The sequence below is a fragment of the Acinetobacter sp. YH12236 genome (genome assembly GCF_013417645.1).
Classification (GTDB): domain Bacteria; phylum Pseudomonadota; class Gammaproteobacteria; order Pseudomonadales; family Moraxellaceae; genus Acinetobacter.
Map to the genome: position 1 here is coordinate 33,368 of NZ_VPDM01000025.1, position 15,322 is coordinate 48,689.

A 15,322-nucleotide genomic window follows, 5' to 3' on the forward strand; every position below is an offset into this window, starting at 1 on the left:
GACACTGAGAAATTTGACGATAATCAAAATACTGACCTGCAAAGAAGCGCTGCATACGTCGATAAAATGATTGTGGTAAACACTTGATGGGCAAGGCTTTAGATGCAGAAGAAAGATTACATGTTTGCTTTAAAATAATCACAAGCATGATGAGCGCAAAGCACTTTAAATGTGACTTGTTCCATTTTAGAGATTTGTTTAAGATAAGATATAACTCATTGAGATGTGTCATAGTATTCGTCGTTAGAAAACAATTATTGTGACATTATTTCAATGAGTTATCTATTTTTGTCGTGTACAGAGATTATTATAGAAGCCCCCATGAATAAATCGCTCATCATTTTCGGCATCGTCAACATAACCTCGGACAGTTTCTCCGATGGAGGCCGGTATCTGGCGCCAGACGCAGCCATTGCGCAGGCGCGTAAGCTGATGGCCGAGGGGGCAGATGTGATCGACCTCGGTCCGGCATCCAGCAATCCCGACGCCGCGCCTGTTTCGTCCGACACAGAAATCGCGCGTATCGCGCCGGTGCTGGACGCGCTCAAGGCAGATGGCATTCCCGTCTCGCTCGACAGTTATCAACCCGCGACGCAAGCCTATGCCTTGTCGCGTGGTGTGGCCTATCTCAATGATATTCGCGGTTTTCCAGACGCTGCGTTCTATCCGCAATTGGCGAAATCATCTGCCAAACTCGTCGTTATGCATTCGGTGCAAGACGGGCAGGCAGATCGGCGCGAGGCACCCGCTGGCGACATCATGGATCACATTGCGGCGTTCTTTGACGCGCGCATCGCGGCGCTGACGGGTGCCGGTATCAAACGCAACCGCCTTGTCCTTGATCCCGGCATGGGGTTTTTTCTGGGGGCTGCTCCCGAAACCTCGCTCTCGGTGCTGGCGCGGTTCGATGAATTGCGGCTGCGCTTCGATTTGCCGGTGCTTCTGTCTGTTTCGCGCAAATCCTTTCTGCGCGCGCTCACAGGCCGTGGTCCGGGGGATGTCGGGGCCGCGACACTCGCTGCAGAGCTTGCCGCCGCCGCAGGTGGAGCTGACTTCATCCGCACACACGAGCCGCGCCCCTTGCGCGACGGGCTGGCGGTATTGGCGGCGCTGAAAGAAACCGCAAGAATTCGTTAACTGCACATTCGGGATATTTCTCTATATTCGCGGTTCAGCAGGCATGTCCCCTTTGAGGGCGACCCGACGACAGGATAATCGACCTTATGGTGCGCAAATATTTCGGCACAGACGGTATTCGTGGCAAAGCCAACGAAGGCGCGATGACGGCGGAAACCGCCTTGCGCGTCGGCATGGCGGCTGGCCGTGTCTTTCGTCGCGGTGACCACCGCCATCGTGTCGTGATCGGCAAGGATACGCGCCTGTCGGGCTATATGCTTGAACCCGCGCTCACAGCCGGTTTCACCTCGATGGGCATGGACGTATTCCTTTTTGGCCCGCTGCCGACAACGTAATAGGAAGAATAAACGCCCTTTTCACCCAAGTCCAAATTAATTTGCCGATTCCATAATCAGGGTGTATTACAATTCCATAGAGTTTTTCAATCCAGGTGGTTTAGCTGATAACTTAACGATTGATCAGCTTCTTCGTGAAGATTACTCGCCATGGGCGCGCAATAAAAGGATATCTGCCACGTTCAAAGAAGCGCATTTTATTGAAAAATATGGGTCAGGCATCAAACGAATCCAAGAAGGCTTCGCATCCTATGGTCTGCGTCCCCCTGTCTTTGAAAATTTCCAGCACGGTTTTCGAGTTATTGTCTCATCAAAGCTACTTTTCGAATCTAATGAGGGAGTAAGTGAGGGAGTAAATCTACTATTTAATCAGATAAGAACTAATCCAGGAAAGCGTGCACCATTTTTAGTAAACGAGCTATTAGTTCCTGTCAAGATAGTAGAGCGGTGGCTCAAAATCTTAAGAGATGATCATAAAATCGAGTTTCGAGGAGCTCCTAAAAGTGGAGGATACTGGCTAAAATAGAAATCAATGATACTCTTAAGTGGCACCAATCGAACTCCTATTTTAGCATTTAAAAAAGTATCCTCACATCATTTTATTGAACAATACCTAAGGCTGCTCTGGCGGCATTGATATGATTATCGTCGTTGCACTCTACCGCAAAAGCGCCATATGCTAATGGAGCTGCAGCAGCCCTCTCTATAGATTGTTCGTAGAGCCTATCCCATATCGTTCCGCCTTGTTTAGCATACTCCGTTATCAAACTCTTCAGGCTATCCTCTCCAAAAACCGATACGTGACCAGAAAAGTCCAGTGCAGGATCACCCATATGCGCAGTAGACCAATCTATGATACCAGAGGTCTTACCTTCCTTCGAGGTTAAGACATGCCCTGCATAGAGATCGCCATGGATGAAACAAGTGAATTCAGGCCACAAAGGGTCATTGTCCAACCATCTACGGTATCTGTTTTCCAACGGCTCGCTGATACCTATCTCAGATTTCACCAAGTGGATACGGTCAGCTATTTCGGTCCTCAATTCACTTGGAGTCATTATTTTCAAGTTGCTCTTTCTCACATCGTCAGCTGTAATACGATGTAATTCGGCCAATGATTTTGCCAGAGACTCCACATAAGCTATGCTATCGCGATCTATGTTCCAAGAAACCTCATGTGTTATCGCATCGAATGTCAGAGCAGGCGCATCCTCCAGTAAAGGGTAGGCTATTAGGCGCTCCGATACAATTTTCCAATCAGGGACATTGATCGACAGGTTTCTTTTGGCTAAATCCAATATTCTACTTTCATTTTCGATTTGTTCAAGCATATCGCTTCTTCGAGGTATACGGAGTACCCAGTTCTCACCGTTTACTTCCTTTACAAAGGCAACTCTAAAGTCGATGCCCATCTCATTGACGCTCATCTCTTCCGAAATTCTCAGCCCATGCTCTAGGGCTAATGTTTGCATATCTTCGATTGTCATTTCTATACTGTTTTCTTTTATTAAATTGGTACCAGTTCCCCCGACAGGACATTCTGAATGTCATATACAGGTGTAACACTTTACCCATATTCTTTTCGTATGGATAACACTTCCCATCAGGGAACAAAAATCTGATACATGAATTAATTGTGAGACAGTAGACCTACTGTCGCATTGAAGCCATCTCGGCGACTATTTGATTAGGAAAACCAAGGCTTTGCCATCATAGCCTTATCATAGAAGTATAACATAGTTGTAAAGATAGAAAATTATTTTTTATTCATCCATGATGTTATTATTTTATAATAACATCATCTAAACATGTCCTGTCGCTCTTTTGTGCTGTGATATTTCATACCTATTAACTGCTTTCGTTTGAATTATACGACGTTCTACTCACAATAGGGCAAGGGTTACTCATTCCGTAGGATGCGGTTCACGTATAGGAAGAATAAACGCCCTTTTCACCCAAGTCCAACAGCTTTGGACCGCAGTTGACTCTTTCGACACCCCTGCGATGCAACCCAATCCGGCTGACGGGGAGCCAGCAACGCTGAAAATTTACCCTCCTCTTTCCCACTAGCGGCTCCTTTTCCGACAACCAGCACGGCGGATCCCTGCCGCGGCGCTGTGAACGCAGCATTTTGATTGGTATCGTTGGCCTTCAGGCTCGTCAGTCAAACAGACCCAGGAGCAGCTCAGCCGGTGGCGCCCGGCTTTCGGGTAACGCCCTGGTCCCGCTGGTTTCGGCTTTGTGCTTCAGGTGATCAAGGATCTGCTTGATCACTATAGGGTCTTCAATGCAGGCGATGACTTTCATGGCGCCGCCGCAGCCGCTGCAGGTCTCGATGTCGATATTGAAAACACGCTTGAGCCGTTGCGCCCATGTCATCGACGCTCGCCGTTGTGCTGGTGTTGCCGGTTCATCAGCCACCCTGACCTTGTTGCCCCTGCCCCGTTTTGCCGGCGTGACCAACGCCCGGTGCCGACTGTTGGGTGCGAACACCCCGTGGAAGCGGGTTAGGTTGACTCTGGGCTTCGGTACCAGGGCGGCCAGCCTTGCAATGAAATCCAATGGTTCGAAAATGACGTGCGTGGTGCCGTCCCGGTACGGCGTCTTGAGCTGGTAGCGCACGTTGCCGCCTCGTGTTAACGACAGCCGCTTCTCGGATACCGCCGGGCGGCTGATGTACCGGCACAGCCGTTCGAGCTTCTTGCGTTCATCGGCCCTGGCCGCCACGCCGGCGTGCAGGCTGGACCCGGCTACCTTGCCAATCCCGTCACCGAACGGATCACCACTGGTCGGCAGAGTTTGCAAAGTGAACACCTTTCGCCCCGCCTGTGAACCGACAGCGATACGGTAAGTGATCGAGTGCCCCAGCAGGGGTGTCATCGGGTCGTCATCCACCGCATCCGAGGCCAGATAGCTGTTTTCGACATCCCGTTCCAGCAGGCCTTGCCGTTCCAGATAGCGACCCACCCGGTGGGCGATGGTGTGCGTCAGCTGGGTGAGCTCTGGGCTGGTCGGCGCCTTGACCCAGCGGAAACGCGCTGAGCCGTGGGATTGCTCGACATACACACCGTCGAGAAACAGCATGTGGAAGTGAACATTCAGATTGAGCGCCGATCCAAAACGCTGGATCAGGGTGACCGCGCCCGTCTTGGCCACTTGGTGGGTATGGCCCGCTTTCTTGACCAGGTGCGTGGCAATGACGCGGTAAACGATGCCCAGCACCCACCCCATGATCTCGGGCCGGCTGGCAAACAGGAAACGCAGCTGAAACGGGAAGCTCAACACCCACTGACGCATGGGTTGTTCAGGCAGTACTTCATCAACCAGCAAGGCGGCACTTTCGGCCATCCGCCGCGCCCCACAGCTCGGGCAGAAACCGCGACGCTTACAGCTGAAAGCGACCAGGTGCTCGGCGTGGCAAGACTCGCAGCGAACCCGTAGAAAGCCATGCTCCAGCCGCCCGCATTGGAGAAATTCTTCAAATTCCCGTTGCACATAGCCCGGCAATTCCTTTCCCTGCTCTGCCATAAGCGCAGCGAATGCCGGGTAATACTCGTCAACGATCTGATAGAGAAGGGTTTGCTCGGGTCGGTGGCTCTGGTAACGACCAGTATCCCGATCCCGGCTGGCCGTCCTGGCCGCCACATGAGGCATGTTCCGCGTCCTTGCAATACTGTGTTTACATACAGTCTATCGCTTAGCGGAAAGTTCTTTTACCCTCAGCCGAAATGCCTGCCGTTGCTAGACATTGCCAGCCAGTGCCCGTCACTCCCACTCTATTGATGTGTGCTTAAAAAACAGGAGGGTTTAACTTGGTAAACTATACATACTCATTAGGAGTTTACCATGAGCAAGAAACAGAAGACTTACACCGCAGAATTTAAAGCTGAAGCCATAAAAGCCATTGAAGAGAACCAAGGTAATGTATCGGAATCCGCTAGACAACTTGGCATTTCAATGCAAACCCTTTCGAACTGGAATAACAAAGCAAAGGCTGGAACTTTAGCAGGCACAAAACAGTATTCGCCCGATCTAAACGCCTTACTCGAAGAAAATAAGAAGCTTAAACAACAGCTCAAAACAGCTGAAATGGAACGTGAATTTTTAAAAAAGGCAGCAGCGTACTTTGCCAAAGAAAGTCAGTGAGGTACGCCTATATGAAATCGCAAAGCCACTTATTTCCGATTATTTTAATGGCTCGATTACTTCGTGTATCCGTTTCTCGCTTTTATGATTGGCTAAAGCGAGGCATGAGTAAAAGATCAATTCAGCGAAATCAGCAGACAATTTTGGTCAAAATAGCCCATGAAGAAACCAAACAAAGCTATGGCTATGTTCGATTAACCAAGCATTTACAAGCGCAAGGTATCAAAATAAGTACGTATGCTGTGCGCCAAATAAAAAAATCAAATCAGTTGTATTGTAAGCGCCATAAGCGTTTCAAAAGAACCACGAACAGTGATCACAACCGTTCTATTTATGACAATTTACTCAAGCAACAGTTTTCAATGACGAAGCCTAATCTTGCGTGGTCGAGTGACATTACCTACATTTGGACGGCTGAGGGCTGGTTGTACTTGGCAGCTGTCAAAGATCTTTACACGAAACAGGTTGTTGGCTATAGCTTAAATGAGCGCATGACAGCCAAGCTTGTTTGTGATGCATTGAATATGGCTATTCGCAATCAGAAACCTGCTAAAGATCTCATTGTACATTCAGATAGAGGCAGCCAATATTGCAGTAATGAATATCGAAACTTACTTGAGAAATTTGATTTTCAGGGTTCAATGAGCAAAAAAGGCGACTGCTTTGATAATGCACCGATAGAGAGTTTCTGGGGCATACTCAAAAATGAACTAGTCCATCATCGCAACTACAAAACAAGGGAAGAAGCCAAAGCGGATATTACAAAATATATAGAGTTATTTTATAATCAGCGAAGAATTCAAAAAGGCTTGGATTTTAAGACACCAAATCAAATGGCAGAAGACTTTTATCGGTTAGCTGCCTAGAATCTCCCAAGTGAAAGTCTCCTGCTAATTCAGCACACATCACTGTTGATAAATTTTCTAAACAAAAAGGATCAAACTAATCTATAAGCTTTGTGGGTTAGAAAAAAAATAACTCACTTTGCATTGATCATATTTAAATTCTTGTTTTATCCATAGCACTAACCTATTAATTTTAAAAAATAATAGGTACTGGCTAAATAGCAAATCGATACATATCTTTTTCATAGAGGAAATATGATTTTAGTAAGTTCTTGTCTGGCTGGCTTAAAGGTACGTTATAACGGGACGCATAGCTTAAACGAAAAAATCGAAAAATTAGTCAAAGATGGAAAAGCTACTATGGTATGTCCAGAGATTCTTGGCGGTTTATCAACACCACGCGAACCTGCCGAGATTTCGGGAGGTAATGGCGATGATGTCTTAGATGGAAAAGCCTGTGTAATTGAAAAATCAGGAAAGGATGTGACTTCAATCTATATTGAAGGGGCATATAGAACTTTAAAAAAAGTTCAATTATTAAAAGCTACTCTGGTAGTGCTTAAAGAAAATAGCCCTTCATGTGGTAGTTCAATGATTTACGATGGTCAATTTAATGGGAATAAGATCTATGGCAATGGAGTTACCTCCGCTTTGCTTAAACGTCATAATATAAAAGTCATTTCAGAAGAAACTTTTTGGCAACTTTTACCCTAGTTCCTCCGCTTTTATTTAAAATCTTCATGCAACTCCAACCACGCCCCCCTTTGCAATATCAAGTCTCTTCGGTATTTAGAGATATAGTGAGGTAATAATCTAAGAAGCATATCCATTACTTCCACATCAGTTAAAAAGTAGTGGTTCAATTTTATGCTGTAATTCTTTAACAATTTTAGCAAGCTGATCATGTAAAACTAACCAACATTGCTCATGACCTTGCCCAATATATTCATCTATTATGAGTTGCAAAATGTCTTGATCTATCTGACTTAAGAATTCTAAAAACCATGTCGCAGCAACATCCTTGGCAACTATTGTTTTATGATCTAATGTATAAGCTATACGGCATAGCGCTAAAATTTGATTACATTCATCCTGATCGTCTTTCCAATGAGCAATAATTTGTGGATAAGTTTTTTGCATGGCAAATATTAATTGTTCATAGCTAATTGGATTTAACCAATCGCAAATATCAGGTCCAAAGATAGTAATGTTATGTAATTGGGCAGTTTTAAGTAAAATACTAATATCTGGATCAGATTGACTATAAAGTAATTCACCTTTGAGTAATTCTTCTCTCAACCACTCGCCATATTGTAGCTGATATGTATATGGATGATTTTTATTGGTAATACTCCCTTTTTCTAATATCGTAATTTCTAAGGCACGCGCTGTAGCATGACCAATCGGAACAGATATATTTAGAAAATTCTGCGCTAATTGTTTTCTTTCCTGATCGGTAATTTCACGTTCAATAATAACTAAAATATCAAGATCACTTTTATGTTTTAAACCACCATCAACATACGAACCATATAAATAAATAGCATAAAGCTTATCTTTAAAATTTTTTTGTAAAAGCTGTTTTACACTTTCAACTTGGCGACACTCTTCATCATTTAAGCTTTGCATATGATTTTTAATTTAAAAAAATAAGTAATGAATTCATAGAGCATTATACAGAATAAGTGTAAATAATTTAATCAATTAGTAAATAACATACTATTTTTACAATATATTTACTTTCAATATAGAGTTTAATACATAAAACTCTATCAATCAAAAAAAGCTTGAAACAACATCTGAATAGTAAGAGTCATTTCCTCCTCACTTAGAGATGGATCCGGAAATTTGAACAACTCCTATAAGTGATACTCTGCTCCTCAAATGATGTTATAAACATCAATATATGGAGTATTTTATGGCACGTAGACCAAGAAGAAATCATTCAAACGACTTTAAGGCTAAGGTAGCACTTGCTGCGATCAAAGCAGAAAAAACACTTGCTGAATTGAGTTCTGAGTTTGATGTTCATCAAAACCAAATTATTGACTGGAAAAATCAATTGATCTCAGCTTCCTCACAAGCTTTCGATCAATCAAAAGCTCCATCAGAACCTCCCATTGATCTTAAAAAGTTACATGCAAAAATCGGTGAGCAGGCATTAGAAATTGATTTTTTAGAAGGTGTGTTGAAGAAACTGGGCCGCTTCAACCACAAAAGTTAATCGATCACTCACTTCAGATTTCAGTATCTAAACAAGCTAAGTTACTGAAAGTCTCTCGTGGTTGTTATTATTATCGCCCAAAACCTGTTAGCTCATCAGATCTGAAGCTGATGCGATGTATTGATGAATTACATATGCAATATCCTTTTGCAGGCAGTCGTATGATGCGTGATTTGTTGAATCGTCAAGGGCATCATATAGGACGACGTCATACACGTACTTTAATGAAGAAAATGGGTATTCAGGCGTTATATTGCAAACCAAATTTAAGCCAGGCTAATCAAGCTCACCGTAAATATCCATATCTGCTCAAAGGATTGGCTATTCAGCGCAGTAATCAAGTGTGGTCTACTGATATAACGTATATCCCTATGGCAAAAGGCTTTGTTTATTTATGTGCTGTGATTGATTGGCATAGCCGCAAGGTACTTGCGCATAGGGTATCGATTAGTATGGAGGTGGATTTTTGTATTTCGGCTTTAAATGAAGCGATTGAAAAATATGGATCACCTGAAATATTGAATACAGACCAAGGCAGTCAGTTCACCAGTGATGCATTTATTGATGTATTGAAATCAAATGGCATTCAAATCAGTATGGATGGTAAAGGTCGATGGGTAGATAATGTGATGGTTGAACGATTATGGCGGAGCGTTAAATATGAAGAGGTGTATCTCAAAGCTTATAGCAGTGTCACAGATGCGAAAAAGCAATTGAGTGCATATTTTGAGTTTTATAATCTGAAACGACCTCATTCGAGTCTAGACAAAATGACACCAAATGAGTTTTACTATGATCAGCTACCCCAACAAAACAAGGTGGCTTAACTAGAGCGGAATATCACTTATAAATACGCTTTTAGTTGTTCAAACAAGTGGAACCACCTCTGTTTGTAATGATATTTTATAAAATTCAATATTAGATCTGCAGAGAAAAACTTATCAAACTAAGTATTGGCTAGTCTTTTTCTTCGAAAAACTTATCAAACGAAGTATTAAGTTAATCTTTTTCTTCAACTTCTTCCTTAAACTCAAACAAATCATTCATCGTACAGTTAAAGTACTTACACAACTTATCGGCGACTGGTAATTCAATACGTACAGCACGGTCATAATACATACTTGTGAGCGTGTTGCGATTGATACCTGTTGCATGCACCACTTCACTTAATTTTAAAATTTTTCTATCGCCCATGAGGCTAGATAACTTACAAGTAATCATATTTAAATTAATTTACAAAAAATAACTTGCTGTGGGTTATTTGAAGTTGTTGACTGAGTAATACTTTGCTAAAATTAACCTACAGCAGGTTATTACAACTTATAGAAAGTATATTTTATCCATTTCAACTAAATTATAACTTTTTAAATATAAGGATTGAACCTGCATTAGATTATTTTGTGGAGATGACCGCCGTGTTACCAAATGAGTTATTGATCAGCCAGCAAGCTCGTGACTTAGGAAATCAATTAATTAAAGAAATGAACATCAATAGAAGTTATGGAATGGCTAATTTTCTTGGAGTAAATACTTGCTATGATAATCATCAGGCTGTACTTATTTGGACATTTCAACTGCTTGAAAGGGAACCTGCCTTAAATGAATTAGCAGAAATTAAAAAATATTTTCTTTTAATCTTTCCAGATAGTGTTTATCAATTAGCCTAAGTTGTTTTTAAAATTAATTTATTAAATAAAAAGCACTAAATCAAAGAAAGCTTTATTTAAAAATACCTATTAATTCAAAAACATACCATTTACTGAATATATGAAGCATAGGTTCCTGCTCTATCACTCACTCGTACTAAAATTACATCGCTCTTTTTACTGATACTAAACAATTTATGTCCACGCCACGTTCTGCGGCTTCGAGGGCTAGTTTTTGTTGAACCACTGAGAACAAGGACAACAAACTGCCTACTATATTTTCCCGGAGAGTGGTGTAGGAACTTTTTCATTATTGCTAATCATATCAGCGACAACATCAGCAACGAGCTCCTCTATTCCTGAGAATGCTTTAGACTGATCCGCATCAAGCCAAGACAATGATGGAAACTCAGCACATCATTCGTTTAAGACCTATTTTAATGACGGCACTGGTCGCAAGTTTAGGTTTTATTCCAATGGCGTTAAACACTGGAATTGGTGCAGAAGTACAACGACCACTAGCAACAGTTGTTATCGGCGGTATTGTATCTTCTACAATTTTAACTTTGTTTGTATTGCCTATTTTATATCAATGGGCGCATGGCTCTGAGAGTAGCAAACAGCAATCCGACGAAATTTAAAATCAAAAAAAGCAGCTTAATTACTAGGTTATGCCTAATTAAGCTGCTTTTAATATTGTATGCCCAACATTTTATTGATAAAGCTTACTGCGCTTCATCCCGACAATTTTCATTTAAAAACTCAAACTCTATCGTTGTATGCGATAAATGATAGGAAGATAATTTAGCTGCAACTTCTTGTTTAAGCCTAATTAATTCTTTAACGTCAAAGTTGTCACTCAGCTCAAGGTGCGCTGTTAAAACGTGACTTTCACCATCTAGTGACCAAAAGTGCATGTGGTGGATACCATTAACTTCAGGAAATTCCATTAGTGATAGTTTAATACGCTTTTGAGTCTCTTTATCGGGTGCAGCTTGAAGAAATAAAACGAGTGTTGATTTCAGGTTTTTGAAAACATTAAACAAGATGAACAGCGTGAACCCTATTGATAAAAGGGGATCTAATATCGGCAGTTCAGCGAACAACAGTACGATAGAGACTATAAGAACGGCAACCCATCCAAGTACATCTTCAAGAAGGTGCCATGTCAGCACTTTCTCATTTAATGTTTCACCCGCTTTTAATTTTAATACAGCATATCCGTTAACGGCAACGCCGAGTATCGCTAGCCCTAACATCCCCTCGACTACAGGCATTTCAGGATTGGACAGCTTTGGAATTGCTTCAAATAAAATCCAAATTGAGCCAATGATTAAAACAATACTGTTTATCAATGCGCCAAAGAGAGTAAGTCTACGATAACCATAACTAAACTTATCTGATGCTTCTTTATCTGAAAAACGACTTAAAATCCACGCAAAACCTATTGAAAGACTATCACCAAGATCGTGAACTGCATCTGCCATTATCGCCGTACTGTTAGTGAGCCAACCACCTATAAATTCGATAATAGTGAATGTCACATTAAGGAAAAATGCCCAACCAATACGGTCATCTTTACCATGTTGATGACTATGATTATGGTTGTGCATTTTGTACCTCTAGTACTTTTCTATTTCTTAGTTTTGATACATTCATATTAATCAAGTGACGTATCAAGCGTTGATATATCCAGCGTTTGAACCCCGACAAGTTAGTCCCTTTTTCGAGATAGAACTCATCAGGGGAATCATAAAGCCCAAAGTCATCATGAATACCTTCTTTTTGAATATAGGTATTTTCTCCACGCCAATCTGTATCTGGTGATGAAAAGCACTTTGTTGCAACACCATAACCACAAAAATCATCTTTTACTTGGTCAAATTTCTCCTGTAGAGAGCTTAAGTATTGCTCATCCAATATAAAGCCCTCTAAGTTTATCCAACGCCCTTCAAAGTAAACTTCTACCCAACTATGAATGATGTATTTAGGTGCTAACCAAAATACATAGCTTGGGATAGCACCTTTTTGTAGTTGCTGGTCTATGGTAAACCCATGAAATCGGCATTGAATGCCTAGTCCACGCAATAGTGCCATTAACAGATTACCCTTAGTATTACATTGTCCATAACCATCTGCTAGCACATCGCTTGCTGCAATATCATCGCTTTCATTATAACCAAAGAAAATCTCATCTTTTACAAACTGATAAGCGGCACCAATTTTGTTGAAGTTATCCAAGTTTTTCCACCTACGTTGATCGATCAAGGATTGGATATCTTTGTGTTCAAAATTAACGATATTCGTATTGTTTAAATATTTCTCAGTCATTTTTTATATATCCTTTTCGTTGCATACTTATACTATAGACTCTATAGTAACTATAGAGTCAAATGTCTGGGGGAAATTGATGAAAATAGGCGAATTGTCAAAAAAATCGGGCTGTTCAATACAAACGATTAGATATTATGAAAGAGAAGGATTACTGTTAAATCCAAATCGTTCAGAAGGTAATTTCAGGCTGTATGATAGCAAAGCACTTAAACAATTGGAATTCGTAAAGCATTGTCGCAGCCTAGATATATCACTCAATGATATTAAACGTCTTATCGAATTAAAAAATAAGCCAGAAGAAAGCTGCTCTAGCGTTAATGCATTAATTGATCAGCAACTTGCACTAGTGAATAAACGCATGAAAGAATTAAGGGCGCTTAAAGCTGAATTACAACAAATGGCTAGTGCTTGTGGTTCGAACAACCCAACATACTCATTATATTCTGCTGACCATGTAACACGGCAAGTATATTGTTTACTATCCATTTGAAACCCCATAATGTTTTAAGTCTATGTATAAAAGTACGATTTTCACTTAGCAGTACTTAAATAATCACCCCACCACTGCATCATTTCAGTCCGCTGGGCTAAATAGTCAGCGTGATTATAGCTGGCACGGGTACGGTTCTTATCAATATGTGAAAGTTGTGCCTCAATCCAGTTATCCTGGAACAAACCTGAGTCATTCAAAATGGTACTAAAAGTGGAACGTAGTCCATGAGAGGATAATTGATGTTTTCCATAGCCCATCTTACGTATAGCCATATTTAATGTATTAAAATGAATCGGTTGATTATGTTTCCGTGGGCTAGCAAAAATGTACTTTTCACCGTATGACCATTGCATGACGTCTTTTAAAATATCTAAAGCCTGATCTGAAAGTGGAACTAAGAAGTCGGGAATCTCATGGCCTAATATGACTTTTCGTCGAAACTGTTTAATATGCAAGGCAGGTATTTTCCAGACTTTTTCATTTAAATCAAAATGATGAGGCTCAGCCAATAACAATTCAGCCCCTCGCACGCCAGTATGTAATTTGAACAGCAGTGCTTTTTTAATAATCGGATGGGCATCCAATTTTTGTAATTTATACTTAAAATCAGATATATCCTCCGCTTTCAAATACGGATAATTTTTCTTGATTTTACTGTTAATGGCGATTTTATTTAAACCATGCGCGATGTTGAATTCACAATAACCCATCGCTACAGCGTAGTCATAAATTTGGTTCAAATAACTACAAGCTTTCTTGACAGGTTCTTTTACTTGGCGTCCCTCTATTTTTTTGATTACTGAAACCAGGTCATAACGCTTGATGTTTTGAAAAGGTAGATCCTGAAGGTCTGGATAAATATCTTGCTGTAAGCATCTTTCTGCTAACTGTAGTACACCACAGCGGGGTAGATCGTTGAAGGCATTTTTCAGTTTGAACTGTAACCACTCCTCCCCGACCTTACCAAAGGTGATGACATTAGAGGCAGTATCTTGTTCAAAACAGAAATCATTGTCTTTAAAGTCATCTCTGACTTGTCGTGCCTTTTTCAGCGATAAATCAGGATAACGACCTAACTGAATGCGTCGACGTTTTTTAGTTTGTGGATCTGTATAGCGATAGCACCAAGATTTTCTTCCACTCGGCTCAATCTTCAGGCTAAGCCCATCTTCATCGGATAAAAAACTGGTTTTTTCCTTACAATGAGCTTGGCGAACTTTAATTTCAGTAAGACTCATGGAATTTAAATGAAACCTAACAATGGGTTGATTGGATCAATTATATCAAAATAGAACGCTTTATGTATGATGCGTACACTACGCATCATATAGATTTGTAAAGTATTGTTTTATAAATTTATTATTCAATATACTTTAATTTTAGTAACCAGTAGGAGTACCACTTCTTTTTTAGTTCTCAAATATCACGTTTTTTTTGACGCAATGATTCTATCTCGGACTTCGTCAGCTGTTTTACGAGAGATGAGGATATACTTTACCTCCCACTCTGTGAGCCTTTCAACGTCTCACGGCTCTATTTAATGTTATTGAATAATCAATGGATACCAGTAAAGCCTTTTAGGTCTGCTATTGTTTCTAATACAATAGTCTCCACGATCAAGGATTGGACTCAATGCATATTCCAGCATAAACCTACCACCTATTCCTATTCGCACCCTACCACTCATTCCTATTCCAAATCGGCCACTTAGGGTTTATTCAGTAATAGAATTTAAAGGCTTTATTGCCCAAACCTATATTCTTAAAAGCTTATTCAGCAATATAATTCTTAGATAAATTGCATATTCTTATCGTAAAGGACACTGATTCTTCTTTCATTTGGACAGTTACTATGAATTCACTTCCGTCCTAATAATCTGCCCCAAAAGCTTTTTGGCTTCCGATTCGGATCGGCTTTGTTGCACAAATACCTAAGAATATGATTTTATTAAATTTATTCTTAGGTTGAAATTTTCACAAACCTTTAAAAATCAGTGCCTTGCAAAATGTTTATGCAACAAAGCCTATTTAAATCGGCAACTTGAACATATTGATAAGTTAATAAATAATCACATAGATCAAGATCCAACATTGAAACAGGATTTGAAATTACTGCAAACTATTCCTTCAATCGGTGAACGATCAGGCTTATTACTGTTGGGG

General features: G+C 40.9%; 15 protein-coding genes and 4 pseudogenes. 9 read left to right on the plus strand and 10 right to left on the minus strand.

The features are described from left to right. Positions 1-4: 4 nt before the first annotated feature. Positions 5-232 (minus strand): annotated as a pseudogene (locus FTV14_RS11445) (IS4 family transposase); the annotation flags it as partial. 89 nt (positions 233-321) lie between these two features. Here FTV14_RS11445 and sul2 point away from each other — a divergent pair. The 3 genes from sul2 (at position 322) to FTV14_RS11460 (ending at position 1,998) form a co-directional block, all read left to right on the plus strand. Beyond that, positions 322-1,137, plus strand: a complete 816-nt coding sequence (sul2, locus tag FTV14_RS11450; protein WP_001043260.1) for a sulfonamide-resistant dihydropteroate synthase Sul2 — start codon at positions 322-324, stop codon at positions 1,135-1,137. Positions 1,138-1,223: 86 nt separating this feature from the next. Beyond that, positions 1,224-1,472: a phosphoglucosamine mutase gene (locus FTV14_RS11455; RefSeq protein ID WP_071830581.1), complete on the plus strand. Its 249-nt coding sequence runs from the start codon at positions 1,224-1,226 to the stop codon at positions 1,470-1,472. 61 nt (positions 1,473-1,533) lie between these two features. Then, entirely contained in the window at positions 1,534-1,998 is a 465-nt protein-coding gene (locus FTV14_RS11460; RefSeq protein ID WP_071830580.1) for an ATP-binding protein, read from the plus strand. A gap of 73 nt (positions 1,999-2,071) precedes the next feature. Here FTV14_RS11460 and mph read toward each other — a convergent pair whose 3' ends face one another. Together mph and FTV14_RS11475 are read right to left on the minus strand one after the other, a co-directional pair. Further along, entirely contained in the window at positions 2,072-2,959 is an 888-nt protein-coding gene (mph, locus tag FTV14_RS11465) for an Mph(E)/Mph(G) family macrolide 2'-phosphotransferase (protein ID WP_071830579.1), read from the minus strand. A 673-nt stretch (positions 2,960-3,632) separates the two neighbouring features. Next, positions 3,633-5,126, minus strand: a complete 1,494-nt coding sequence (locus tag FTV14_RS11475; protein ID WP_001120888.1) for an IS91-like element ISVsa3 family transposase — start codon at positions 5,124-5,126, stop codon at positions 3,633-3,635. A gap of 192 nt (positions 5,127-5,318) precedes the next feature. Here FTV14_RS11475 and FTV14_RS11480 point away from each other — a divergent pair. Next, positions 5,319-6,484, plus strand: a protein-coding gene (locus FTV14_RS11480; RefSeq protein ID WP_119285041.1) for an IS3 family transposase whose coding sequence is annotated in 2 segments (ribosomal slippage) — positions 5,319-5,577 and positions 5,577-6,484 — 1,167 coding nt in all. Because the reading frame shifts where the segments join, the coding sequence is not laid out codon by codon here. A gap of 234 nt (positions 6,485-6,718) precedes the next feature. After that, the gene (locus FTV14_RS11485) at positions 6,719-7,177 is read left to right on the plus strand and encodes a DUF523 domain-containing protein (protein WP_077170035.1); all 459 of its coding nucleotides are present in this window, start codon (positions 6,719-6,721) and stop codon (positions 7,175-7,177) included. Between the two features lie 126 nt (positions 7,178-7,303). On the opposite strand, the gene FTV14_RS11490 is transcribed toward FTV14_RS11485, so the two are convergent. Then, the gene (locus FTV14_RS11490) at positions 7,304-8,092 is read right to left on the minus strand and encodes an aminoglycoside adenylyltransferase domain-containing protein (RefSeq protein WP_038350081.1); all 789 of its coding nucleotides are present in this window, start codon (positions 8,090-8,092) and stop codon (positions 7,304-7,306) included. 277 nt (positions 8,093-8,369) lie between these two features. On the opposite strand from FTV14_RS11490, the gene FTV14_RS11495 reads away from it, so the two are divergent. Beyond that, a protein-coding gene (locus FTV14_RS11495) for an IS3-like element ISAba14 family transposase (RefSeq protein WP_099046175.1) occupies positions 8,370-9,514 on the plus strand; the annotation gives its coding sequence in 2 pieces (ribosomal slippage) (positions 8,370-8,634 and positions 8,634-9,514; 1,146 coding nt in all). 172 nt (positions 9,515-9,686) lie between these two features. On the opposite strand, the gene FTV14_RS11500 is transcribed toward FTV14_RS11495, so the two are convergent. After that, positions 9,687-9,908 (minus strand): helix-turn-helix transcriptional regulator, encoded by a 222-nt coding sequence (locus tag FTV14_RS11500; RefSeq protein WP_004658364.1) that lies wholly within the window; start codon positions 9,906-9,908, stop codon positions 9,687-9,689. A 194-nt stretch (positions 9,909-10,102) separates the two neighbouring features. Here FTV14_RS11500 and FTV14_RS11505 point away from each other — a divergent pair, with 194 nt between their 5' ends. After that, positions 10,103-10,354, plus strand: coding sequence for a hypothetical protein (locus tag FTV14_RS11505; protein ID WP_004658363.1), 252 nt, complete (start codon positions 10,103-10,105; stop codon positions 10,352-10,354). 252 nt (positions 10,355-10,606) lie between these two features. Here FTV14_RS11505 and FTV14_RS11510 read toward each other — a convergent pair. Next, a pseudogene (locus tag FTV14_RS11510) lies at positions 10,607-10,750 on the minus strand (antitoxin HicB); the annotation flags it as partial. Here FTV14_RS11510 and FTV14_RS11515 point away from each other — a divergent pair. Then, a pseudogene (locus tag FTV14_RS11515) lies at positions 10,750-10,974 on the plus strand (efflux RND transporter permease subunit); the annotation flags it as partial. The pseudogenes FTV14_RS11510 and FTV14_RS11515 overlap by 1 nt on opposite strands. Positions 10,975-11,058: 84 nt before the next feature. Here FTV14_RS11515 and FTV14_RS11520 read toward each other — a convergent pair. Then, positions 11,059-11,946, minus strand: a complete 888-nt coding sequence (locus FTV14_RS11520; RefSeq protein ID WP_127800877.1) for a cation diffusion facilitator family transporter — start codon at positions 11,944-11,946, stop codon at positions 11,059-11,061. Beyond that, the gene (locus tag FTV14_RS11525) at positions 11,933-12,664 is read right to left on the minus strand and encodes a transglutaminase family protein (protein ID WP_005245162.1); all 732 of its coding nucleotides are present in this window, start codon (positions 12,662-12,664) and stop codon (positions 11,933-11,935) included. Before FTV14_RS11525 ends, FTV14_RS11520 begins: the two co-directional genes overlap by 14 nt. A gap of 79 nt (positions 12,665-12,743) precedes the next feature. Between FTV14_RS11525 and FTV14_RS11530 the strand changes: the two genes are divergently transcribed. After that, complete coding sequence (locus FTV14_RS11530; protein ID WP_005245163.1) at positions 12,744-13,157, plus strand: Cd(II)/Pb(II)-responsive transcriptional regulator; 414 nt, start codon at positions 12,744-12,746, stop codon at positions 13,155-13,157. 41 nt (positions 13,158-13,198) lie between these two features. Here the strand turns inward: FTV14_RS11530 and FTV14_RS11535 are convergent, their stop codons facing one another. Together FTV14_RS11535 and FTV14_RS16155 are read right to left on the minus strand one after the other, a co-directional pair. Continuing rightward, the gene (locus tag FTV14_RS11535) at positions 13,199-14,398 is read right to left on the minus strand and encodes an integrase arm-type DNA-binding domain-containing protein (RefSeq protein ID WP_005245164.1); all 1,200 of its coding nucleotides are present in this window, start codon (positions 14,396-14,398) and stop codon (positions 13,199-13,201) included. A gap of 185 nt (positions 14,399-14,583) precedes the next feature. Then, positions 14,584-14,685, minus strand: a pseudogene (locus FTV14_RS16155) (recombinase); the annotation flags it as partial. Between the last annotated feature and the right edge of the window lie 637 nt (positions 14,686-15,322).

Bases quoted from the DNA above. Each gene is read 5' to 3' on its own strand.
- sul2 (WP_001043260.1), top strand. From the start codon at position 322: ATGAATAAATCGCTCATCATTTTCGGCATCGTCAACATAACCTCGGAC.
- FTV14_RS11455 (WP_071830581.1), top strand. From the start codon at position 1,224: ATGGTGCGCAAATATTTCGGCACAGACGGTATTCGTGGCAAAGCCAAC.
- mph (WP_071830579.1), bottom strand. From the start codon at position 2,959: ATGACAATCGAAGATATGCAAACATTAGCCCTAGAGCATGGGCTGAGA.
- FTV14_RS11475 (WP_001120888.1), bottom strand. From the start codon at position 5,126: ATGCCTCATGTGGCGGCCAGGACGGCCAGCCGGGATCGGGATACTGGT.
- FTV14_RS11485 (WP_077170035.1), top strand. From the start codon at position 6,719: ATGATTTTAGTAAGTTCTTGTCTGGCTGGCTTAAAGGTACGTTATAAC.
- FTV14_RS11490 (WP_038350081.1), bottom strand. From the start codon at position 8,092: ATGCAAAGCTTAAATGATGAAGAGTGTCGCCAAGTTGAAAGTGTAAAA.
- FTV14_RS11500 (WP_004658364.1), bottom strand. From the start codon at position 9,908: ATGATTACTTGTAAGTTATCTAGCCTCATGGGCGATAGAAAAATTTTA.
- FTV14_RS11520 (WP_127800877.1), bottom strand. From the start codon at position 11,946: ATGCACAACCATAATCATAGTCATCAACATGGTAAAGATGACCGTATT.
- FTV14_RS11525 (WP_005245162.1), bottom strand. From the start codon at position 12,664: ATGACTGAGAAATATTTAAACAATACGAATATCGTTAATTTTGAACAC.
- FTV14_RS11530 (WP_005245163.1), top strand. From the start codon at position 12,744: ATGAAAATAGGCGAATTGTCAAAAAAATCGGGCTGTTCAATACAAACG.
- FTV14_RS11535 (WP_005245164.1), bottom strand. From the start codon at position 14,398: ATGAGTCTTACTGAAATTAAAGTTCGCCAAGCTCATTGTAAGGAAAAA.